Source organism: Acinetobacter sp. Lyrl_1 (assembly GCF_051948795.1).
GTDB lineage: Bacteria > Pseudomonadota > Gammaproteobacteria > Pseudomonadales > Moraxellaceae > Acinetobacter > Acinetobacter towneri.
The window spans coordinates 24,443-44,857 of record NZ_JAYJLK010000004.1; the positions used below are offsets into that span (position 1 = coordinate 24,443).

Annotated in this window: 25 protein-coding genes; all 25 read right to left on the reverse strand. The window is 43.3% G+C overall.

Going from position 1 to position 20,415, the window contains the following annotated elements; translation table 11 throughout:
• Window positions 1–3: 3 nt before the first annotated feature.
• The 25 genes from VF675_RS02715 to VF675_RS02835 all read right to left on the reverse strand — a co-directional run bounded on the left by VF675_RS02715 (window position 4) and on the right by VF675_RS02835 (window position 20,414).
• Window positions 4–282 carry a hypothetical protein gene (locus tag VF675_RS02715; RefSeq protein WP_242769490.1) on the reverse strand — a complete coding sequence of 93 codons (279 nt, stop codon included), beginning with the start codon at window positions 280–282 and terminating at the stop codon, window positions 4–6.
• The gene (locus VF675_RS02720) at window positions 282–1,085 is read right to left on the reverse strand and encodes an N-acetylmuramoyl-L-alanine amidase (RefSeq protein ID WP_440204711.1); all 804 of its coding nucleotides are present in this window, start codon (window positions 1,083–1,085) and stop codon (window positions 282–284) included. Before VF675_RS02720 ends, VF675_RS02715 begins: the two co-directional genes overlap by 1 nt.
• The gene (locus tag VF675_RS02725) at window positions 1,082–1,453 is read right to left on the reverse strand and encodes a hypothetical protein (protein WP_440204712.1); all 372 of its coding nucleotides are present in this window, start codon (window positions 1,451–1,453) and stop codon (window positions 1,082–1,084) included. The genes VF675_RS02720 and VF675_RS02725 overlap by 4 nt, the downstream gene beginning before the upstream one ends.
• 58 nt (window positions 1,454–1,511) lie before the next feature.
• Window positions 1,512–1,742, reverse strand: a complete 231-nt coding sequence (locus VF675_RS02730) for a hypothetical protein (RefSeq protein WP_004973696.1) — start codon at window positions 1,740–1,742, stop codon at window positions 1,512–1,514.
• The gene (locus tag VF675_RS02735; protein ID WP_440204713.1) at window positions 1,735–3,705 is read right to left on the reverse strand and encodes a hypothetical protein; all 1,971 of its coding nucleotides are present in this window, start codon (window positions 3,703–3,705) and stop codon (window positions 1,735–1,737) included. Before VF675_RS02735 ends, VF675_RS02730 begins: the two co-directional genes overlap by 8 nt.
• Before the next feature lie 14 nt (window positions 3,706–3,719).
• Window positions 3,720–4,106, reverse strand: coding sequence for a hypothetical protein (locus VF675_RS02740; protein WP_440204714.1), 387 nt, complete (start codon window positions 4,104–4,106; stop codon window positions 3,720–3,722).
• Entirely contained in the window at window positions 4,103–4,372 is a 270-nt protein-coding gene (locus VF675_RS02745) for a hypothetical protein (protein ID WP_312331745.1), read from the reverse strand. Before VF675_RS02745 ends, VF675_RS02740 begins: the two co-directional genes overlap by 4 nt.
• Entirely contained in the window at window positions 4,373–5,635 is a 1,263-nt protein-coding gene (locus VF675_RS02750) for a hypothetical protein (RefSeq protein ID WP_440204715.1), read from the reverse strand.
• 54 nt (window positions 5,636–5,689) lie between these two features.
• Window positions 5,690–7,309, reverse strand: coding sequence for a hypothetical protein (locus VF675_RS02755; protein ID WP_440204716.1), 1,620 nt, complete (start codon window positions 7,307–7,309; stop codon window positions 5,690–5,692).
• 11 nt (window positions 7,310–7,320) lie between these two features.
• A complete protein-coding gene (locus tag VF675_RS02760) occupies window positions 7,321–9,288 on the reverse strand; it encodes a hypothetical protein (RefSeq protein WP_440204717.1) in 1,968 nt (655 codons plus the stop codon).
• A complete protein-coding gene (locus VF675_RS02765) occupies window positions 9,288–9,689 on the reverse strand; it encodes a hypothetical protein (RefSeq protein WP_075315823.1) in 402 nt (133 codons plus the stop codon). The genes VF675_RS02760 and VF675_RS02765 overlap by 1 nt, the downstream gene beginning before the upstream one ends.
• On the reverse strand, window positions 9,689–13,039 hold the full coding sequence (locus tag VF675_RS02770) for a tape measure protein (RefSeq protein WP_440204718.1): 3,351 nt from the start codon (window positions 13,037–13,039) through the stop codon (window positions 9,689–9,691). Before VF675_RS02770 ends, VF675_RS02765 begins: the two co-directional genes overlap by 1 nt.
• 52 nt (window positions 13,040–13,091) lie before the next feature.
• Window positions 13,092–13,553 carry a PH domain-containing protein gene (locus VF675_RS02775; RefSeq protein ID WP_440204719.1) on the reverse strand — a complete coding sequence of 154 codons (462 nt, stop codon included), beginning with the start codon at window positions 13,551–13,553 and terminating at the stop codon, window positions 13,092–13,094.
• A 117-nt stretch (window positions 13,554–13,670) separates the two neighbouring features.
• Entirely contained in the window at window positions 13,671–14,240 is a 570-nt protein-coding gene (locus VF675_RS02780) for a hypothetical protein (protein WP_440204720.1), read from the reverse strand.
• 41 nt (window positions 14,241–14,281) lie between these two features.
• Window positions 14,282–14,827 carry a Rha family transcriptional regulator gene (locus VF675_RS02785; protein WP_180052053.1) on the reverse strand — a complete coding sequence of 182 codons (546 nt, stop codon included), beginning with the start codon at window positions 14,825–14,827 and terminating at the stop codon, window positions 14,282–14,284.
• Between the two features lie 239 nt (window positions 14,828–15,066).
• Window positions 15,067–15,828 (reverse strand): hypothetical protein, encoded by a 762-nt coding sequence (locus tag VF675_RS02790; RefSeq protein WP_440204721.1) that lies wholly within the window; start codon window positions 15,826–15,828, stop codon window positions 15,067–15,069.
• Window positions 15,828–15,995, reverse strand: coding sequence for a hypothetical protein (locus VF675_RS02795; RefSeq protein ID WP_440204722.1), 168 nt, complete (start codon window positions 15,993–15,995; stop codon window positions 15,828–15,830). Before VF675_RS02795 ends, VF675_RS02790 begins: the two co-directional genes overlap by 1 nt.
• 9 nt (window positions 15,996–16,004) lie before the next feature.
• The gene (locus tag VF675_RS02800) at window positions 16,005–16,427 is read right to left on the reverse strand and encodes a phage tail terminator protein (RefSeq protein ID WP_440204723.1); all 423 of its coding nucleotides are present in this window, start codon (window positions 16,425–16,427) and stop codon (window positions 16,005–16,007) included.
• On the reverse strand, window positions 16,420–16,968 hold the full coding sequence (locus VF675_RS02805; protein WP_440204724.1) for a phage virion morphogenesis protein: 549 nt from the start codon (window positions 16,966–16,968) through the stop codon (window positions 16,420–16,422). The genes VF675_RS02800 and VF675_RS02805 overlap by 8 nt, the downstream gene beginning before the upstream one ends.
• A gap of 7 nt (window positions 16,969–16,975) precedes the next feature.
• Window positions 16,976–17,419, reverse strand: coding sequence for a gp436 family protein (locus VF675_RS02810; RefSeq protein ID WP_440204725.1), 444 nt, complete (start codon window positions 17,417–17,419; stop codon window positions 16,976–16,978).
• A 5-nt stretch (window positions 17,420–17,424) separates the two neighbouring features.
• Window positions 17,425–17,604: a hypothetical protein gene (locus tag VF675_RS02815; RefSeq protein WP_180158849.1), complete on the reverse strand. Its 180-nt coding sequence runs from the start codon at window positions 17,602–17,604 to the stop codon at window positions 17,425–17,427.
• Between the two features lie 10 nt (window positions 17,605–17,614).
• On the reverse strand, window positions 17,615–18,694 hold the full coding sequence (locus tag VF675_RS02820) for a major capsid protein (RefSeq protein ID WP_440204726.1): 1,080 nt from the start codon (window positions 18,692–18,694) through the stop codon (window positions 17,615–17,617).
• Between the two features lie 3 nt (window positions 18,695–18,697).
• Window positions 18,698–19,063 (reverse strand): hypothetical protein, encoded by a 366-nt coding sequence (locus tag VF675_RS02825; RefSeq protein WP_225543385.1) that lies wholly within the window; start codon window positions 19,061–19,063, stop codon window positions 18,698–18,700.
• Window positions 19,064–19,066: 3 nt separating this feature from the next.
• Window positions 19,067–20,026 carry a hypothetical protein gene (locus VF675_RS02830; protein ID WP_440204727.1) on the reverse strand — a complete coding sequence of 320 codons (960 nt, stop codon included), beginning with the start codon at window positions 20,024–20,026 and terminating at the stop codon, window positions 19,067–19,069.
• Window positions 20,027–20,078: 52 nt separating this feature from the next.
• A complete protein-coding gene (locus VF675_RS02835) occupies window positions 20,079–20,414 on the reverse strand; it encodes a hypothetical protein (protein WP_440204728.1) in 336 nt (111 codons plus the stop codon).
• Between the last annotated feature and the right edge of the window lies 1 nt (window position 20,415).

The window sequence follows — 20,415 nt, forward strand, 5'->3', positions numbered from 1 at the left end:
TAATTAAAAAATAGCTTTCTTGAGCAAATTGAATGCGGTCTTAACAGCATTAATAAAGCGGATGATTAAAGGCAGCCAGTAATCAAGATTATTAAACACATCTTTGATTTCTTTCTTAGCATACTCAATAACCCAGTTTCGCTTTTCCTCACCAGACAAAGTGCTGTTTTTTAGCTTTTCAGCTGCATCCATGTACTTCGCTACTTGGCTTAGAATTGGGCCGCCAGATTCAGCAACTTCAAGCGTGGATTTGGCGACTTGTTCAATTGTTAATGTAGTCATTATTTAAGTCCTTTTTCATAATCAATTAAAACTTTGGCTACAGCTTTTGCAGCCAGCCAGTAACGTGCATTGAATCGAGCAAGTTCGTCTTCATTGGAAATAAAACCAAGCTCTACAATCAGACCGCCAGCATTTACGTATGCCAGTCGACCACGCGCTGATTTACTTTGATCAATCCAGCCGTTGTCCCCACGTAAGCGGCTGCCTAGTGCATCGGCTACAGCTTTAGATAAGTTCTGTGCAAGTTTCTTGTCTTTTGGCAGTGCGATTGTTTCAATTCCGTTTGCCTGCTTTGACGCTGCAGCATTCATGTGAAATTCAACCGCAAAACTTGAGCCTTGAATCAACTTTACCGCAGCAGACAATGGATCGTTTTTAGTGCCAGTACCATCGGTTTTGACTTGCAGGCCTACCTCACGCAAATAGTGGGTCACTGCATTGCGGAAGTTGACCACCAGATCCGCTTCTTTAATTTTGCCGTTTACTGCACCAGGGTCGGTATTGCTGTGCCCTGCTGTAATTGCTACAAACTGATTTACCCCTGTGTGCAATTCAGGCTGCGCTTTTAACCGCGCAAAAACACTTAGCACATTGTTTAAAAAGCCAAGCCATAGCACCCATGAGTGTGGCAATAGCTCTTTAATTTCTTGTGGTACTGCTGCCCAAAATTGCGGAAAATTAGAGCCAAATAGCCAAAGTAGTTCAAAAGCCGCATACATCAAGACGTAAAAAAAGGCGCTTAATGCGCCTACTTGAACTGACTTGAGTTTCCAAGCTTGTTTCCAATCATTAATTAATTTCACTTGTTGTTACCCCCGATAATCGCAACGAAAGCAGCTTTCACTTCCGCGATGACTTCTGCAATTGATTTGCCTTGCATCAGTGCAATTGATTGATAAACGATACCAATCGTCAGTAATCCAAATACAGCGAAAATCAACATCACAAAGCCTTGTGCCATGTGTGAATATTGGTTTAATTCGTAGTATTCAATGAATGCAGCACCGCCATATAAGCTGACTGACACACTAAATAAGAACTTGCCAATCACGCCTAACGTCACTTGGATTTTCCCTTCTTTATCAATATCCCCACTTAGCACTAAAGCAAGGATTGCCCCCACAACTGCTGGAACTAATTTAATGACCCACGGTAACGTGTTTTCTTGCATTGTCTTTTCTCCAGACATAAAAAAACGCCCTTTCGGACGCTTGCTTCAATTTAAATTTTTACACTTCAATCTGTACTACATCACCGCTTGCCGCCAAGCGTTTGATCTCCCCATCTGAAATGAAAACCGTTGAACCGACGTTATAGCGAGTCGTACTGGTACACATGACCAAGCCCGAACCATCCACAACTAAAACTTTATAATTCGGATGATTCTCATGCGTGATTTGCCCCACAAATTCAGGCGCTTTAGGCATTAAATCAATCAACCGCTGCAGTGCATTACTCACGATTCACACGCTCCACTTTGACAGTTTGGTTCACCTTTGCATGGCTGAATGACACGCTGACACTTTCAACAATGCCCCACCACTCGGCACTAAATGCAAAAACTTCACCAGGTGCACACTCACCCACTTCTGCAGAAATCGGCATAGTCAATGTGTGTGTTTCAACCATGCCCGCCTTGGCTAGTTTGGCTTTACCGAATGCGCCCATGCTGACCACATCAAACAAAGAATTGTTTTCAGGGGGCAATAGCACGTCTGCTGCTGTGCCTGTGCGTTTGACTTGCGCTTGCTTGCCCGTTTTATCGTTTGTCAGTGTGATGCCGTTATAATCAGGATAAAGCTCATAGTCTGTGGACTGGCTTGTAACGAGTGAATCAGGCACTAAGCGGTCATAATCATTAGACGTGAACGCATCCCAAAATGTCTTTTTATAAAGTGGTTTAATTGAAAGTGTATTGCTACCCTTTTCGCTATAAATAAAACCACCTCCGCTTTCTGCAATCAGTTTAATGGCTGCGATTGGCGCAAGGTTGGAATAACTTAAACTGTTGTTTGCTACGATCCAGCCTAAATCATCAATCAATTGCCAATTCAGTACAGTATCGCTAAAAACACGATCTAATTCAGCTTGAGCAAGTTGTACCGATGTGCGCTCATTCTCTTGTAAAAAAGAGCGTAAGGGCGCATACGGCGCATCAAGTAAAGCGGTTTGACTGCGACCTGTGAGTGTATAAGTAATATTGCCAAAACTGCGTGAACGTGTGCGGTTCTCAAGCAGCATGTGATGCTCATGCCCATTCACCATGATTTTCAAAATCACTGGCTGCCCGTTAATTGGCTCTAGCTTTGAAATTTCAGTATGCGGCACAGTTAAGCTATACGACCAAGCCCAGCTACTGCGGTCAGTACGATAGTTACCGTCATACACTAAAATCTCTGCATCATTATCAAGCCGTGTCACAGATAAACTATTCAAGATATACCACCAGTTTTGATTCGGAATTGCGGGAATACAGTCATTAGCACCGAAGTTTAAAATGATGTTATGCGCATCAACTTCATGACATAAGCAGATAAAATTTAAATCGCCCGTGCCTTCGTATTGCGGTAATTCAGGCTTTGGCCATGGTTGAACTGGATGCTTGCGATAATGAATCGCCTTGGCTTTTTCCCAAGCCAAATCATCAGTCGTGACAATCTCTAAGCCTTTGTCCCACCCAAAGGTAAAATGCTTTTCAAAGACGTGGGCCACTTCATGCGCATACGTGATATTGCGGCGCTTACGAATCATTTCGTGCCAGTCTGTGACTCGATTGATACGCAGCTTTAAGGTTTCATCAAATAAGTAGCTCTGGTGAATGAATCGCTTGTCACCTGTTTGCCAAACTAAATACGCATCAGTCTGCAGGCCAGTAGCTTTCTCGTGTTCAATTCTGACTGCTTGTGTAAGCGAATCAGAACGATCAAAACCCGCCATAGCTTGCTGACTGAGCACCAAGCCTTGGTCATAAAAAAGAGCCTGATTTGAGACTCTTAAAATTGGTTTTGCCCACGGTATTTCCGTGACACTTAAAGCTGTGATTGCCTTTTGATAACTGGTATCAAATGCATAAGACACCCCGACAATGTGATTAATATCGAATACAGCATCAATTTGAAACTGAAATGCGGTATCTAAAACAGTATCAATCGTACACAGGTTTTCAGCGAACTCAGCAACAATTTCAAAGCTAAAACTGGTGTCTAAGACAGTATCAATCTGCCCAACAATATCAGTATCTTTTCCAAAAACTGCAACGACTTCAAAGCTGAATGCAGTATCCAGAACAGTATCTATGACTGCAGTATTTACAGAACTTTCATCACCGAAGTTCAAGACAACATTGTGAGCATCGACATTTTCAAGCGGCTTTGTAAAATTTAGGTCAATTTGATGTGCATCAATTTCATTATTAATTCCCACATGCACACCTCTATTTACGGTCTAAGTTTGATGGACTGGGTAAACAACGTACCACCCACAACTAAATTGGTATTTGCCAGCGATATATCTGTGCCAACAGTTAAATCCGCTGCCACATCGCCCGCACCGTTAAAAATACGCGCCCAAGTGGCTGTGCCAGCCTTAATAACTGTACCTATATCAGTTGGGTGTAATTCAACATAGGTGGCTGTAGTTTCTTTAATACAAGGTTCTGGGAATGTGAGTGTCACCAGGGCACTATTCGAATCTGCTGCTATAGCAGGACTAGCAGGCTGCACGCCTTCATAAAAAATAACGGTAGCACTTTGGCTACCGCTATCCATAAAATTTGCAAAGGCTTGAATCATGGCAAGCCGAGCATTAACTGATGTTTTACTCATTTTGGCACCACGTTATCCTGAATGACTGCGTTATAATTTTTTAAATGATCAAAAGCTGCCACCACGTAGCTTGGCTGATGCGGCAATACAAATTCATAATCTCCGTTCTTATTACTTAGAGTTTGCGCCAAAAGCCTACCGCCTATGCCAGCATATACCCGCACAAGCCTGCATGAAGGAATACCATTAATCTTGACTTTCCCTTTCACTATCTTTCTCTCCGCAAACAAGTGTGGCTTAATTACATTTGACTTGGATAAAATCATTTAAATAGCCTCCAGAGATAAAGCTGTTCTTGATGTAATCAAGATAACACCTGTAATAACTACGCCCGACAGGTTGAAACTATTATCAATTTGTTTCACATACTCTGTTTTCGGAGAACCTATTTGCCACTTAATGAATGGCACGGTTCCACGCACTACGCCATTGACATCACAAATCAGGATGTCTTGAGTAGCATTACTTGAATCTATTGTATAAAACTCACCAGACCTGTCTTGCATATAATGATACGACTTACCCAAAAGAGTGTAATTTGCCTGCCCGTTTTGATTAAACCAAAGCACACCTTTTAAATTTGGTGTAGGGTCTCCAGTGTAGTCCGAATTTGGTTCTTTGTAATGATTAATACCAAGACTATCTCGTGCCATAGTCAATAAATAGTTAGTCTGCGTGCGACGACTATTTACACCAAAAGCCAGTAAAAGCTGATTATCTGAATTAATAACAGCATCATAAAACTGGAAAAAACCATAGCTTAGATAAATAGTGGCATTAGAGATAGGACAAACGTGTAAGGCGAAAGACTTGTCATCTCCTGCAATGTAAAATGGAGCAGCAATATTTGCCGGTGCTGAACTATCTCGCACATCAGAAAAAAGGTCTCCATTGGTTGGGTTTGCAGTCTTATAATACCACTTTGCCCAACCATGGCTTGAGTTCGAGTATTCCCAGTTGGCATTCGGGATGCTTGGGTTGAATGGCATCTGCACGCCCGTGATTGTGTCAATGTCAGACATCTCAGAAACAACCCCGACTTTGGCAAATTTGGCACCGGTGGCCGAACCACCAGTTGCAACAAAATCATGCACTAAAAGCATCAAACCAAGTGAGTCTGGAGCTGTGGATCGATACGCTCTTTTGGGTGTTGTTGAGCCTTCTGCTGTTTTAAATACAATCTCAAAATCCAACGGTGCTGCACTACAAATAATTGTGCCTTGAGCTGTTAGCGGCAGCGTTTCCTCACATAAAATAGTGACAGTATCACTTGTGGCTGAAAATACCTTATAGTCCCCATTCCATTCATTTGTTGAGCCAGTAATTCGTATAACTTGGCGCTCTAAAAAACCATGGTTGAGTGCAAAATGAATAGTAGCTTGGTTACCATTACGAGTGATAGAAGTCACTGGTATGAAGTTAAAACCTGTTACTAAAATCGCATCTAGTAACGCAATCATACTCCCCCAGCTATTTGATAGCTGCGGGATACCTTGCATGGTATGAATATAATGTTTCACTAAACTCATTATTCTATAACCCATAAAAAAGACCGCATATAGCGGTCATATTAAAATTAATACTTACAGCACACGATCAATATCACCACGCAGCATGATCTGGAATTGATCTGACATGACGGTTGGTTCGGATTGCTTCACTGTACGGATTACCCACACTGGGAAGTTTGCGGCCACGGTATTGAATCGCAGGACGTTGCCATTGGCCCAGCCTGCGCCCCAACCTTCTTTCTTGATCGTGAAATATGGAATGCCAGTTACTGGATTTATGGGTGCAAAATCTGCGCTTGTTGAGCCAGTAATTGATAGCTGACCTGTGGTTTCACCAATCACTCTAAATGCGCTAGCACTGGTAAATACCAAAGCCCATCGCTCTTGAATAGCGCCTTTATTCGTCACAGCAATTGGATATAACGCATCGTTATAGTTGGCTGAAATGCCGCTACCCTCTGGCTCATCTGCCCATGCGTTATTCCACGTTTGTTGCACAAATTTACGTGTATATCGCGACTGCATATCACCAATGACCAATGTAGAGCCAACAATCGTATCTGCTGCATCGTAGTTATGGGTTAATGGCTTGGTAAAGGTTAGCTGACCGCTGATCTGCACATCACGAATCAAACCCATGTCCTGATAACGGTATTTAGCAGTGAGTGGCGCAACCAAAGCACCCATAACAAAATCACCATTTAGCGTCACTTTGCCGTAGTCATAATCAACTACATACATATCAAATGGCACTTTGGTACCTTGACTATCTTCAAGCTCACACCACGAAATACGCTGGTGATTCAGGTTGTAAATCTGCCCTGCGATATGGCTTGGCAATTCCTGCGTTTTGCTTGAGCTGACAATACCAATGTCACCAACTCGGAAAATAGGCACACGCCCATCCAATGGCAAGCGTGTAGCAGACAGCCCCAAAATTTCAGAATCAAGCGGGATGTAGGTGTAGGCAATGGCGTTATAACGCACCGATGAACCATCAATCCAAACTGGTACATTGATGTAGGTTTTGCTCGCTTCCTCATACTCCATACGAGCGTCATACCAATCTTTGGCGATAATTTCTGCACGATTGGCTTCAGTAATTTCGGTTTTATCGTAGAAATAAATATCCACAAAACCTGTGATGTGATTAATCTTGCCGTGTGCAAGACTTGTTTCAATCACGCCATTTTCATCGGTAGTCAGTGTCAATTGACCATGCTCTAATGATGCTACAACCACAGTTAAAGACTGCGGGCGTATTGGAATCACAGGAGTTCTAAAGCTGACTTGGTTCATCGGTGGCAAGTCGGTTGTTGTCGTGAGTGAGTCCAAACGGATAGTGTTGTCACCGCCTGGTGTCCATGACTCAATTTCAACCAGGCCTGTACCGTATTGAATCGAACCCGACGCAATGCCACTGTTATTTGATGGGTCTACATTGCGATAAATCTGCCCATCACGATCTAAGAAAGTATCAGCACCCACCCTAAAACGTGCTGAGCCTGTCAAAATCTGCTCGTCATAACCTGATGACAGGTCAAGTCGTAACTTATCCGCTACAGCAATAGTGCTGCTTTGGTTTACACCAGAACTATCGCGGTATTTCACTGAAATAGATGTTTCGTTATAAGCCCGAAATTCTTGTGTCGTGCCATTAATTCGGGATGTAACTGGAAAATTAAAAGACATTTAGGCCACCTTTATGCAGACGCATAAGTTTCTATATATCGTGCCTCATACACATAGTTAAATGTTTTGTATGAAGCTGTTGGTGTCACAATGCACTGACCTGTGTTGTAATCAATCGTGCCTTGAATATCGCCCGCATCGTTAATTAAATTGCCAATATTGCCGCTTATTGGGTCATCCTTAAGATGCACAGTAAGCGCATTTAGACCTAATTGATCTGTCACAGGAATCTCTAAAGCAACACTACTTGGCTGAATGCTTGAGCCTGTGCCAATAGTAAACATCAGTTGTTGATTGCCATCAGGTATCGCTGACTTAGATTGGCTGAGCTGTGAACCGTAGTTATACGTGATGTTGAATTGCGTATTTTTCTGCGGCAATTTATTCGGAATAATTCGACCTGTGCCTAATGCGTAGTTGATATATCCCGCTGCATCACCTGTAAACAAGCCTTTTGAGTTGCTAGAGGCAGTTTTAGTTTCACCCTCTAACACCCAAGTCACGGTTATTCCCGAAGCAATACCCGTGTGCCCAAGATCAAAATCAAAGCCTGCTTTCTCTACAGGCAAACCCGCACGCACGAAAGTTGCAATCGGTGTACCCCAGTGTGCCAAAATTGGCGTATCAACATCGGGCAATGCACCTGTGGTCAGCAAGAATGAGCCAGTTTCATAGTTAATCATGCCTGAGCCAAAGGAGCTATGAACACCTTTTAACTGACCCGATCCATCGTCTTTCAGCTCATAAAACTTGCCTTGTGACATATACGAAAGTGACAAACTACCAGGTGCAGGAATTGGAATTAAAACCCCTGTCCAGTTGGTGCTTTGGTTGTTCTGTGTCACAGGGATAGCATAGCTTTGAAAATATTGTCTTGGTGCAGCAGCGGGTTTAAATGTAATTGCCAAGGTGGTCGAGCCAGCACCTGCAGCAGAAGTCCATTGAATCAAGCCACGCTGATAATCAATCGTACCGACTTGTGTGCCTTGACTGTTTTTAAGCAAGCCACCTTGGTCGCTCACAGGCTGACCAAACAATGTAAACGCAATGCTTGAGGGCATCACGCTTGAGCCTAAATACAAGTTTTGACTCACACCGACTGTAGTTGGAAAGTTGGCGGTAATGGTACCGTCGTTAGCTGGTACCAAAATAATGCTCTCACCTGCCGCATTTACATCAATAATTGGGGTTTCAGTCTGTGCTGATGGAATCAACTGCGCAAACATGCTGGATGCATTCACAGTGAACTCACCCACTTGCGCATCCGATGCCAATTTTACCGATGCACAATATTCGCCTGTGTCAGCCACTAAAGATTCACGAATGATGGTTTTTGATTCCTGCCCGTCGTACCACTGCCGAGCTGTCAGGCCGACAAAATCACGCTCAAGCGGGTCATTGATGGTGTAAGTGGCAATCTTATATTGCACCTCTCGACCATTAATCACCATAATCGCAATACGAGTTTCAACTTTAGTGATACGCACATATTGCTCAAATTGAAGCGCCTTGCCTTCGTCACTGACTAGAACAATAGTATCGCCCACACTTGACTCGGTTTCTTGCGGGAACATCGCCACTTGCAACTGCTTCATGCCTTGCCAGTGTGTATCTAATGGTGTGCCTGCAATCTGCCCACCTTTGGCCAAGTAATTTTCAACTCGGTTTTGGGCACTACGGCGTTCATCTGTCCAGTTTTTTGTGCTGAACAATAACGCCGACACGTTTGGATCTTGCGGGTTTTCAGAGATGAATACCGTTGCACCCATCAATGAGTCTGTATCTTCAGTAATCACCGCAGGAAAGATTTTACGCATAGACACGTCGCCCATGGTTCGATCCATTTCAGACACGTCATTGAACAAGTTATTACTTTGACCATCAATGATGACTTGACCTGAATACTTACCACCGCCATCGTCTGTGTCAGTTAATCGCTCCGATTTATAGAGCACCAAGTCTTTTGTTTCAATTGCCATTATTCGCTCCAAAATCTTAACGTTAAACGCATCATTTCATCTGAACTAGTCGCTGGTGAACCCCACACGCTAACCGCTTCCAGTGCTGTGTCTTGGTGATTAAAAATCACATCAAATTGCCGATTGTCATGTGGCCATTCAAACTGCAAGCGGAATTTCTCGCTTAAAGCCGACCATTCCTGCAGCTTGCGCACATCACTTAACTTTGCCCAACCACGATTGCTGTCGGGCGTTAAAGTGATAGGTCGAGCACCGACTTTAATGCCCTCCTGAATAATGGCCGCACCACTAATGGCACGTTCCACGGTTTGCTCTTTTGGCTTCCATTCAAATTCGTCAGACCATAAAAAACCGTCTTCTAATGAGACGGTTTCGGATGTTGCTAAGCGTATTAATTTCATCACATTGCCTTTTTCAGCATTTCAAATTCACGCAAGATGCTTTCCATTGTGTCTCCATCTTCCTGTGAGCCTTGCATTTCAGAGCGTTTGCCGCCTGATACAAACTCAAAGCGCACGTTTTTGGTTGGTGCATCATTCTGCAGATCGCGGATTTTTGGTTCAGAAATATCAGGTGCATAGTCATTAACCTTTGGTGTGCTGCCCGTAGTTCTCACATCAAGATTACGCAGTAATTCATTAATCTTGTTGGTACCGTGCTGTGTCGTTAAGCCTTTCGCTGCAGCATTGTTAAACTCTTGCTCAATGAGTTTATTCATCGCCAAGTTACCGCCTTTGCCGTATGCAGCAAATTTGGCGTCACGGTCAGTTTCCATCGCTTGTGACCAGATTGACCCTGCCAATTTCTTCGCCTGATCTTCACTGTATCCCATGCTTTTAATCTGAGAGATTACATCGTTCTTGCTCATGGATTGATAGCCTGAGATAGCCGCGCTTAAACCTTTGGACTGACGTTTCATTTCCGCATCCCATTTCTGAGCTGCTTCCTGAGATGCCTTATTCCATGCGATTTGTGCTGCATTGGCTTCTTCACGTGCAATCTGCCCCGCCTCACGATAACCATCACCAATACGGCGTGCTGATTCACGTACGCGGTGGTTGGCTTCGGTTAAATCATCCATCGCCTTAACAGAGGCTTTGCCTGTTTCGTCAATTTCGACGCGCAGGTCACGACCTGCACCTGCAGCATTTGCCGATGCAATTACTGCTTGATCGCCTGATAAGGCAGCCGCTTGTGCTGCTTTCTCATAAGCTTTTTGGATGCCTTCTGCTGAAGCCTTGCCACTATCGCGGATAGTGATGTAGTCCATCAATGCCTGTTGTGCAGACAGCTTAAGATTCTCTTTGGTCTCAATCCCTAATCGCTTAAAAGCAGCCGTTACAGGATCAATATCACCTGGTAAGCCTTGGGCTTGATGCTTAACTGCAATCAGACCTTGTTCAACCTGCGAAGTTGATAGCTTGCCTTGTTCGCCAAACTGCTCAAGCTTGGCTTTAGCCATATCAATTTCAGCTTGGCTTTTGGCAGTTTCCAACCATTTGAGCCATGCCTCATAGGTAACACTTCCAGCTTTTTCGCCCGTGACACCTAAATCTTCAAGACCAGCAGTAAAGTTATTTAACTGCCCCTCTGATTCTTTGAATTTGGCTGAAACGCGATTGAGTGAAACGTCTAAATCCAAACCCAAGGCTGTTGCAGCTTTACGCGCCTTGTCTGCCATATTGGCATTTCTTTCAGCGCCCTCAGCAGCCACATCCCAAGCTTCGACACTGACCTTGCCAGCCTCATTCATTGTGACGATGTAACCTTTCGTCATCAGATCGGCTTGCATGGTGCCATCCATTGCACCACCATTGGCTTTAATGGCGGCTTCGGCGTAATCCTGAACGGCTTTTAACTTTTCTTGCTCGGTTGCTTTCCTGCCATCAGCTTCGGCGGTTTGATCTGCTAAAAGTTTTTCAAGCTTGGCTTTAGATGACGCAACCGATTCAGCATCTTTTTCAGTTTGGGTTTTGCTAATTTCCTCAATCGCAGCAATACCCTTGGATTTAAAGTCTGTTGCTCCATTTGATGCTTTGTTATACCAATCTTGGGCTTTCTGGGCCATCTCATTCATTTCTGAAATGAGCTGTTGCTTGGTATCACCCCAAGTAAATTTGGATTTGAAATTAATCCATGCAGCTGCTACATCATAAAACACACCTGCAAGCAGGTTGGCTACTATGCTAATCGCATCAAAACCATCACCAATAAACCCAAATACTACATTGAGAGACTGCAAGGCTTTGGTAAAACCGTTGGTCTTATCTGTTGCTGTGTCTACACCGCTTTCAAAATTAAATATTGCACCAAGTAATGTATTAAGTTGATCTACAGCGATTCCAATGCCATTGCCAAAAGAGCTTGCCATTGACTTAATAGTCTCATAGGCAGTACTAAGTGCTTCTTTAAGTGCCTCAATTGTGGCTGGATCAATCTTCTTGAGTTGATCCCCCACCCAAATAAAGCCCTCTCCAACATCTTTGAGTATGGTCTCCACTACATCCATATTGTCAGCAATCACAACAAGCCATTCAGCTACAGTTGCACTAGCGCCATTTGCCTGATCCATTGTGCCGATCAAGATTTGCCACTGTGTTGCGATCTTGGTTAGCGCATTACCAATAGTTGTTGGGAATTGGTCATAAGTCGATTGGACTTGTGCGGCTTGGCTTTGCAGTGCTTTTGCCACACGTTCAGAAGTTAGCTCTCCATTTTCAGCCATTTTTCGGAGTTCACCTGTAGTGACTCCCAAGCCTTTAGCTAATGCCTCAGCTAAGCCATAGCCGTTTTCCATGATTGAGTTAAATTCTTCACCACGCAAAACACCGCCTTGCATAGCTTGAATAAACTGGGTAATTGCCGCCTCACTTGCTTGGGCTGAACCACCACCAATCTGAATTGCTTGCGTAACAGTCTTGGTTAGGTCTAACGCTTGTTGCTGCGTCATTCCCATTTCTTTACCGACTGCGTCAATACGAGTGAATAAGTCACCAGTCGCTTGCAGACTTGAATTTGTGGCTAAAGCGACTTGATGCACGCCCGCCATTGCTGATTCAAAGTTACCGCCATCTTTGGTGGCAATCTGAATGCGTGCAGAAAGTCCAGTGTATGCGTCAGCGGCTTCTGCTAATTCACGCAAACCTAGCCCAACACCTAATGCAGCCATAGCACCAACAAGTGCATTAACTGCAAACTTAGCGCCATCTAAGCCTTTTTTAGCCGATGCAGCCGCAGAATCAGTTTCTTTAAGTTGAGTATTCGCTCTGCCGACTTCTGCCTGAAAGTCGTTAAATGCTTGGTCAGCCTGTTGAACTTCTTTTTCAAGTTGGTCTACTTGGCGTTGTGCAACTTCAATGTCTGCAGGTGACGCATTGGAATTGGAAAACTCTTGCAGTTTTTGTTTAGCACTTGTTAAGTCAGCTTTTAATAGGTCTAAAGCCTTATGTGACTTGTTGCCAAAATCCGTAAAGTTACCCGCAGTAGACTTTGCGTTTTCGCCTGCATCCTTAATAATCTCGGTGGCACTGGATAGTGATTTAGTTAAACCTGCAGCTAACTCACTTGTGCCTTTTGGGATGATGTTTCCAATCTCTTTTGCTGCTTCTGCCGAGCTTTGTCTTAACTTATCAGACTCGGTTTTAATTGCTTCAAATACTGACTTTGCAACACTTTCAGATTGTTTTACACCGCTAACAAAACCTTTGCTGTCAGCGTCCATGATAAGTTTAAAAGTTAAATTTTTTGACATGCTGACCTCAAATTTTAGGCATTAAAAAACCCACCGAAGTGGGTTTAAGTTATTAAGATGCTTTTTTCTCTAGATCATCTAACTCATCTAGATAGTTATTAACTTGTTGTCTAAATTCCATTGGTCTAGCAATATATGGAATTGGTGCATGAGAACCACCCACACCTTTGACAACAATTGAACCAAAATTAAAAATACGACCAAGAATACTTTGATCCACCCCTAAACTCTCAACACGGTTTGTTTTCAGCTCGATCGTATTGCGGCGAATAAGGCCTGACTTTGCAATAATTCTGCGATTGGTTAATGCTAATTCAGTCGTTAAAACATGAATAGCAGCTATGGCAATAAGCGTACCGCCAATCAATACAGGTACAATGCTTTTTGATCCTAGCGCGGATAAAACAAGCAAACCGCCAAAGAATAGATACCAGAATTGAGATAACCAAGACACTTGAGCTTTGACAATTATTTGCTCATCACGTGCTAAATTTTCTTCGATATAGCTACCCATAACACCCTCTATTTCAATCATTAACTTTAATTTATTAAATTTTTATCATTTGTTTGACAAACAATTTCACGAGCCAAGGGTAGCAATAGTAACCAAAAATGTCACTACCAAAATAAATTAATCAACAACCTTCAAATCTTCCATAAGTTTTTTAAACTCACGGTTTTGAGCATGTTGTGCTGAACGCATTAGATTGACCTGTGACCGCATTTTTCTAAGCTCACTTCTTTGTGCGGCTTTTATATACTGCAAGTACGCACCGTATGACATATTCAAAATGTCATCGTGACGATGCCCAGACTCGATTAAATACTGGAACGAATCAAACCAAGTGCTTTTCTCATTGCTTGACTTGCTGCCACGTTTAGGCTTTTCAGGCTTGAAATATGCTGTATTCACAGTCAATACAGCACGCAGCATATCCAAAAATAAAGCCTGATCTTTTGCTACATTAAAAATACGGTCTGCTGTTAAATTGGTGGTCATGACGCAGGTTTGAATTACTTCAACCGTGTGAGCCTTAAATAACTCAATCAAAATTTCATCTGAATGATTTTGGTCTTTCAAATATTCTTTGACTGTTTCAGCATGTCTGCAGAATAGATCCAGTGACTTCACCTGAATCTGCTTTACTTCAATTTCGCCAATTTGAAACGTGCGATTATCTGCTAAGAAAAAATCATTCATGATAGGATCTCAAAAAAGCCACCCGAAGGTGGCGTTGGTTTTTAGTCAAATAAGCATGGTTGAATCTGCCGATCCACGTTTGCAATTGCAGTGGTTAAGCAATCACGTTGTTTTTTCCAAACCGATAACCCTTTTCCGCATGCGCTTGCTATTTCTTTTTCACATTCAAGTTTTGCACTTAATGTTTCGCGCTCCCGAATAAGAGAAAAGTAATCGGTTTGCAATAAGGTGCGAGCCTCAAAAAATGCTTTAACAAGCGCCTTTTTGAAATCAATAACCTTTGGACTGTTCCGCATTAAAGTCATTAAAAAATATGATTGCTGCTCACTCAAAACAGCGTATCGAGTGTGGCGACCTTGGTTTGAATTTCGGATTTCAAATCCAGAATTCACTAAACCACCGTAATCGTAAGAACTTTCAAATCTCACTCGTCCAAATTCCTGAATGTCTTGCAGGTATGTTCTTACAATTTTAATTACACTGGCGTGCTGAATTCCTAATCCTAGTGCTATTTGCAAAGTGGTGGTGGTCGGCTCACCTTTTTGAACCTCAACCAATTTAACTACTGGATTAAATTTAGCATTCATAATTAACTCCTTTTGAGTCGTGTTGAGCCTGAATGCAGAATGCAGATACAAACAAACAGGCATTAAAAAAGCCGACTTGTTAAGATCGGCTTTGCTTTAAAAAATATAGATTCTTGTCAATAGGTTGGTAAATCACTTGGGTTTGTAAAAATCAATTAATACAAAGCCAAACAATCTCAAAAAACAGGCACAAAAAAAGACGCTTATGCGTCGTGGAGTTTTCTTGTGCCTGTGTTGGTTTAAGGTGCTTGTACCGATGGAATTGTTACGATATGACCGTACAACCCAAGCGCTGCGTCACTTTGTTTTGAAACATCAGACAACGCTTGACCTGAAATAGAGTATTGCCCTAATTCTTCGTGAATCAGTGGAAATGTAGTTTCAGGTGACTTCTTAGTACGCCACAAACGAACCGCCATGTGCTCATTAGTAGCCGTATTAATGCCTTTAAAAAACAGCTCATATTCTGTCTCAAAGTCAGATGCTAAAGTTGTATGCGTTACAGCGCCAGTGGTGTATGTAGCCAAAATCGGCATAGCCAATTCATCCACATCATGGAAAACAACCGTACCGAACTTAGCATCAACCGTGTACTGCTCACTGGTCAGTGTTTTTGCTGCGCCTTCAGTTGAATCTTTGAATGACACAGTAGACAAGTTATAACCATTAAGCTTAATTTCCTGACCCGCTACCACGGTGCCAATATCAGCGTCAGTAATGGTTTCAGTGGTCACTTCGGTGGTTTCACCTGAAACAATGTATTTCAAGTTTTCTTTATCCACTTTTTCAAGCTGACCTGAGAAATTAACCGATGTTGTCTGAACCATAGTGAAGTCGGTTGTACGCTTGCCTGTCATGGATTCAACGTGCTCTAAAACCTCAGCACCAATTTCCAATTCAAACTCTGGTACGTTACCCAAATGACGCATTGCGCCTGCTACACCGTTGGTGATTTTTGCTAAGTAAAACTCACCTTGTAGCGAAATATATTGAGTGCTCATTATTTAGCATCCCCTGTGGCTTTCTTCGTTGTGGCTGCTGCGGTTTTCACTTCCTGAATTACGCCATCAGCAATTAACTTTTTGATCTGTTCATCTGACAGACCACCCACCAGATCGCCGACTTGAAAGCGACCTACTGGCTTTAAGGCTTTGTATTGTTTCGCCATGAGAGGCTCCTAAATAAATAACGATGACTCAAAAACCATCGTGATATAAACGCATGTAGGTGAAAAATCTTCACTGATACGCACCAGTGATAATGGACGTGTACTTGAAGCTGGCGTCCATCCACTTAAAAGCGGTATTACCTTTGAAACTAACTCACCCGCCTTATCAATTGCCTTAGACCCATCCGATAGCTGTGAGGCTGCATGACGCTCAACAATGGTAATGTCCCATTCTTGCTTCATCGCATTAATGCTACCCCTGCCCGCCTCATCAGCTTTTCTGATGCGCAAATAGTTCACATGAGCACATGGAGTGTTTTGTGAGAGCTCAGTTGTGCTACCAATGTTGATAGGCGTATAGACTTTCTTAAACTCTGAAATTTCTTTTAGCTTTTCAGCAATTTCAGCACGAACTGCAAAGAAATTACTCATCGAAAATTACCCCTTCAATTGAGTTGAGAATCTTTTGCTCTTCGTCTTCAGTGATACCCAACCAAGGGCGTCTTGGCACATTAACGCTATAAGCTTTAGTCACAACATCCTGTGCAAAGTTAGAGCGAGATCTACGCACGAAACGATTACCCACTTGCCCAGTTCTTTGGTTTTGCCGAAAGAATAAGGTGCGTGAACGGGCTTCATGCTTGATCTCACCACCGAAATGGTGAATAGCGCCATAAACCACATTGGTACCAATCTCAACACCGTTGGATAGGACGTTATAAGTAACCGAATCCACCAACCGAGATGTGTCTCGCAATGTGGTGCCACCTTCACGCATTACACGAACTGAAAGCGGCCACTTGCCTTCTAAGCCTTCTCCACCTTCCCATCGTGAACGAATGCCATCAACAACGATGCTGCCTATGTCATTAAAAAGTTCACTTTTACGTTGTTCGAAATCAGAAAGGCTTTTCAGAATTCTAAGAATTGGTGATTCGCCATCAACATTGATCGTTATCGCAACACCACTCATGCACACCTCACTTGATGCTAGGCATCATGTCTAAAGTGGAATCACCAAACACGCCACCTGTATAGCTGGTACCGATTGGCATTGTGGATGGTTTATTCTTTGGTTGGTCTTCCACGATTTGGTTGCTCACTGCATCCTGAATTTGCAAATGCGCTTTGTTGTTAGCCACCAACTTTAGAAATGAAATAGCGTCCTCATAACGCTGCCGCACTTCCTCGGTTGGTTGCTGAAAATAGAGGCGATAACGTGCAATATCACACGCCATGCGCTCTAAATTACTTGGCACATTTGGCAACGGCAAAGCATAACGGCCACCGATATAGCCGTTAATTTCTTCCGTTGCATCCTGAATGGCATCCTGAACCGCAGTTGATGTATTTGCATGCATCAATTTTAGTTCTTGGATTTCCTGACCAAATCGTGCAACCAAATTTGCTTCAGTTGCATACATAAGACTTACTCAGCGGTTGAGCGGGTACGACGTGCAGGCTTTTCTTGAGTTTCCTCTTGATCAGCTTCCACTTCTTTAATCGCACCCATAACTAAAAGGGCCTTAGCACGTTCTGCACTAAGACCCTCGACTGTTTCGCCCGGTAGATACTGCCCTACGGACTGCGTTGCAATGTATTTAGCCATGCGTCACTCCTTAAATCGTGATGAAGCCAGTACCACCACAAATACCATTTTTATTTGATGGCACAACCAGTGGGGCTGATTCAGTCATAAGTAAGATGCCACTTGGATCTTCTTCATACCATTGACGATCAAAGTATTCTAAAGCCAAGCCATTTGCATGGATGTTTTCGATCTTACATTGCGTCACATAACCATTGGTGTCAGAAATAAGTGCAAAGTAATCCACTGGAATGAAGCGTTTCACCTGCCCTTTGTGGCGGTACGTTGCGTCATACGTCCAAATTTCAATATCACCCAAGTAGCCTTTGAACTTCGCAGAACGTGAGGCGTTTAGACCAGGGCGATAAGGAACGCTAATACCTGCATACGGCTCAACAAACTTAGCTTTAAAAGCCGCATTCTTTTCCAGCGCTGACCATACTTTGCCAGTCGTAAGAATCATGGTCGCATCACCACCATTTTCATCCAACATGCGTTGTGCCATGGTTTCAATGTCTTCAACAGGCGTAGCACCTGCTTGATCCCATGCGATTGTTGGAGTAAATGCAAGCGAAGCTTCACGACCAAAAGACACCACGTTTTTGGTGTAGTCGTCTGACTCAAGCACAATTCGACCAGTTGTCACCAATTCAGCAGCCATTAAGATTTTACGATTATCAATCGAGTCATGGTTTCGCTTCATTGTTTCAATTTGAGCAATCATGTATTGCTCTGATGTGCTTAACTGATTGTTACCAGTTGAGATGATGCCCGCATCACGCAAGCGCGCCAATAAAGCGGTATCCCAAGCGGTTGCAGGTGTGACCTGATTCTTTGGTTTTAAGTAAGCTGGCTGTACGTGGCTTACTTGAATTGCTGTGGTGCGGTCAAACGGCTTACCTGGCACCTTTGGGGCAACCAATGGAGCAATGTCTGATTCAGTTTCAAGCTCGGCAATAGGCACCACATTTGTCGTGAATGATTTGCGACGAGGAAATAGCTTATCCAAAAGCCATGTATCCATCGGCTCATAATTTGAATGAATTAATGCTAATTCATCAACGCCCAATAGCTCCAGCGGAGCACCATCAATAGTAAAACTTTGTGGCATGATTTACACCTTTGATAATTCAATGTTGTTTTTAGATGCTTTAGCCCGTGCTGCATCGTATTTGCTTGTTGCGAGTGCTGTGCCAGCAATGGATACAGCCTCAATATTAAACACACCACCGTTATAAACAGGGATTTCTGTGCCGTTTGCAGCTGCTGCAGTGGCTTGTGCAGCTGTTAGTGTTGCACCGCAAATAACGTCCCAATTCGACTCATCTGCCGCTTGGGTGAGTACGTTTGCCGCAGAAAGCGCCAATAGATCGCCCTCTTTGTATGCAGTAGCAGTTGTGACTTTTGCATTAACACGGCGTGTTTTACCCACATCCAAATTAAATGGACGTGATTCATGTGTAGCTGAAACAGTAGTCATGGATTACTTCCCCTTTTGCTGTGCCGCAAATGCTTTAGCACCTGCAGATAATTGATGCTCTTGATTGCCCGATGGTTGCGTGCCACTTTGAGCGTTTGCTTGATGAGTGAACAAGTGAGCAAATGCTGGATTTGCTAATGGTGCTTGTTGCTGCTGACCTGCAGGTGGTTGTTGTTGAGTCGATGCTGCAAATTGCTTAAGTGTTGCTGCCATCAAATCAAATGCATCATCAGGCATAGCCGCAAACTTGGTTTTTTCTTCAGCAGTAAATTCCTTGCCCAAATCTTTGGCCAAAGCATCAATGGCTGAATTACGTTTATCTGCAGCAAACTTATTAAGTTGATCCTGCAAACCAGAAATGGTTTTTTCCTGCTCTTGGATTTTCGCTTTCGCTTGTTCTAAGTCCACGTCTGTGTCCTCTTTGCTAGATTGTGTTGGGTTATGGCTGGCTGCCACGGCGTTTGTGTTGTCATCTGCACCCAAAGCACAGAAAGACACTTCACGAATACGACCACCACGAAATACCGTGATAGGTCCTTGGTGAACTTTTCCATTGACCGTGACAGATGCATCAGCTTGAATTTCTTCTACTGATGAAGGCTCAATGCGTACTGACATTTGCCACGGAAAACCATCGTCAGAATCCTGAGCAACTTCGGTACCGAACTCGTTACTCATTAAGTCACCTGAAACGACTAAACCTTGTTGGTGGTTAATGCTGTGTTCATTGATGACACCTGCACGCTGACGTGGTGAATGATCAAGTAAGGCGGGAATACGACCTTTAATCTTCATAGAATCCAAATCAAAAATGGCTCGATCCCAATACCAGTGGTCTGTAATCACTTCACCGCTATATGCCACGCCTGTGAATGTGCGTTTTTTCTTGCCGTCTTCGGCTTGATTGACGTTCAGATCACCAAGCCGAAAGCAATATTTGTCCTGTGTTTCCTCTACCGGCATTTTCATGCTCCAATAAAAAACCGCCCTTTCGGACGGTCATGTTTGATTTAGTTTATTCAGTTTCTTCCCGAACTTCAGAAAGCCCATTTAAAGCTAATGCAGCCTGCCAATTCTCTTGAGCATCACCGTCAAGCATTAGGCGTTCATACAAATGCTCAAGCGCAGGTGCTAACTCAGCAGGGACTACTTGCGCTCTTAATTCATCATCGCTAAATATTGCGTAATGCTCAGGCTTCCACCATGAATGACAGCCCCAATAAATCTCACCGCTACTGTCAATTAACTTTACAGATACGTTGTTTTCACCACATCCGTAAAGCTCTGCGATCTGATTGATAGCGTCTTTGTGAGCATCGGGGATGATGTTTACTACGGATAAGTTAAACATT

What these genes read in the sequence shown, in the direction of transcription:
- VF675_RS02775 (WP_440204719.1), bottom strand. Translation starts at nt 13,553, where the DNA reads ATGGGTAGCTATATCGAAGAAAATTTAGCACGTGATGAGCAAATAATT.
- VF675_RS02805 (WP_440204724.1), bottom strand. Translation starts at nt 16,968, where the DNA reads ATGAGTGGTGTTGCGATAACGATCAATGTTGATGGCGAATCACCAATT.
- VF675_RS02810 (WP_440204725.1), bottom strand. Translation starts at nt 17,419, where the DNA reads ATGTATGCAACTGAAGCAAATTTGGTTGCACGATTTGGTCAGGAAATC.
- VF675_RS02795 (WP_440204722.1), bottom strand. Translation starts at nt 15,995, where the DNA reads ATGGCGAAACAATACAAAGCCTTAAAGCCAGTAGGTCGCTTTCAAGTC.
- VF675_RS02745 (WP_312331745.1), bottom strand. Translation starts at nt 4,372, where the DNA reads ATGATTTTATCCAAGTCAAATGTAATTAAGCCACACTTGTTTGCGGAG.
- VF675_RS02785 (WP_180052053.1), bottom strand. Translation starts at nt 14,827, where the DNA reads ATGAATGCTAAATTTAATCCAGTAGTTAAATTGGTTGAGGTTCAAAAA.
- VF675_RS02825 (WP_225543385.1), bottom strand. Translation starts at nt 19,063, where the DNA reads ATGACTACTGTTTCAGCTACACATGAATCACGTCCATTTAATTTGGAT.
- VF675_RS02790 (WP_440204721.1), bottom strand. Translation starts at nt 15,828, where the DNA reads ATGAGCACTCAATATATTTCGCTACAAGGTGAGTTTTACTTAGCAAAA.
- VF675_RS02755 (WP_440204716.1), bottom strand. Translation starts at nt 7,309, where the DNA reads ATGTCTTTTAATTTTCCAGTTACATCCCGAATTAATGGCACGACACAA.
- VF675_RS02820 (WP_440204726.1), bottom strand. Translation starts at nt 18,694, where the DNA reads ATGCCACAAAGTTTTACTATTGATGGTGCTCCGCTGGAGCTATTGGGC.
- VF675_RS02815 (WP_180158849.1), bottom strand. Translation starts at nt 17,604, where the DNA reads ATGGCTAAATACATTGCAACGCAGTCCGTAGGGCAGTATCTACCGGGC.
- VF675_RS02740 (WP_440204714.1), bottom strand. Translation starts at nt 4,106, where the DNA reads ATGAGTAAAACATCAGTTAATGCTCGGCTTGCCATGATTCAAGCCTTT.
- VF675_RS02725 (WP_440204712.1), bottom strand. Translation starts at nt 1,453, where the DNA reads ATGCAAGAAAACACGTTACCGTGGGTCATTAAATTAGTTCCAGCAGTT.
- VF675_RS02780 (WP_440204720.1), bottom strand. Translation starts at nt 14,240, where the DNA reads ATGAATGATTTTTTCTTAGCAGATAATCGCACGTTTCAAATTGGCGAA.
- VF675_RS02750 (WP_440204715.1), bottom strand. Translation starts at nt 5,635, where the DNA reads ATGAGTTTAGTGAAACATTATATTCATACCATGCAAGGTATCCCGCAG.
- VF675_RS02830 (WP_440204727.1), bottom strand. Translation starts at nt 20,026, where the DNA reads ATGCCGGTAGAGGAAACACAGGACAAATATTGCTTTCGGCTTGGTGAT.
- VF675_RS02835 (WP_440204728.1), bottom strand. Translation starts at nt 20,414, where the DNA reads ATGTTTAACTTATCCGTAGTAAACATCATCCCCGATGCTCACAAAGAC.
- VF675_RS02800 (WP_440204723.1), bottom strand. Translation starts at nt 16,427, where the DNA reads ATGAGTAATTTCTTTGCAGTTCGTGCTGAAATTGCTGAAAAGCTAAAA.
- VF675_RS02760 (WP_440204717.1), bottom strand. Translation starts at nt 9,288, where the DNA reads ATGGCAATTGAAACAAAAGACTTGGTGCTCTATAAATCGGAGCGATTA.
- VF675_RS02770 (WP_440204718.1), bottom strand. Translation starts at nt 13,039, where the DNA reads ATGTCAAAAAATTTAACTTTTAAACTTATCATGGACGCTGACAGCAAA.
- VF675_RS02715 (WP_242769490.1), bottom strand. Translation starts at nt 282, where the DNA reads ATGACTACATTAACAATTGAACAAGTCGCCAAATCCACGCTTGAAGTT.
- VF675_RS02765 (WP_075315823.1), bottom strand. Translation starts at nt 9,689, where the DNA reads ATGAAATTAATACGCTTAGCAACATCCGAAACCGTCTCATTAGAAGAC.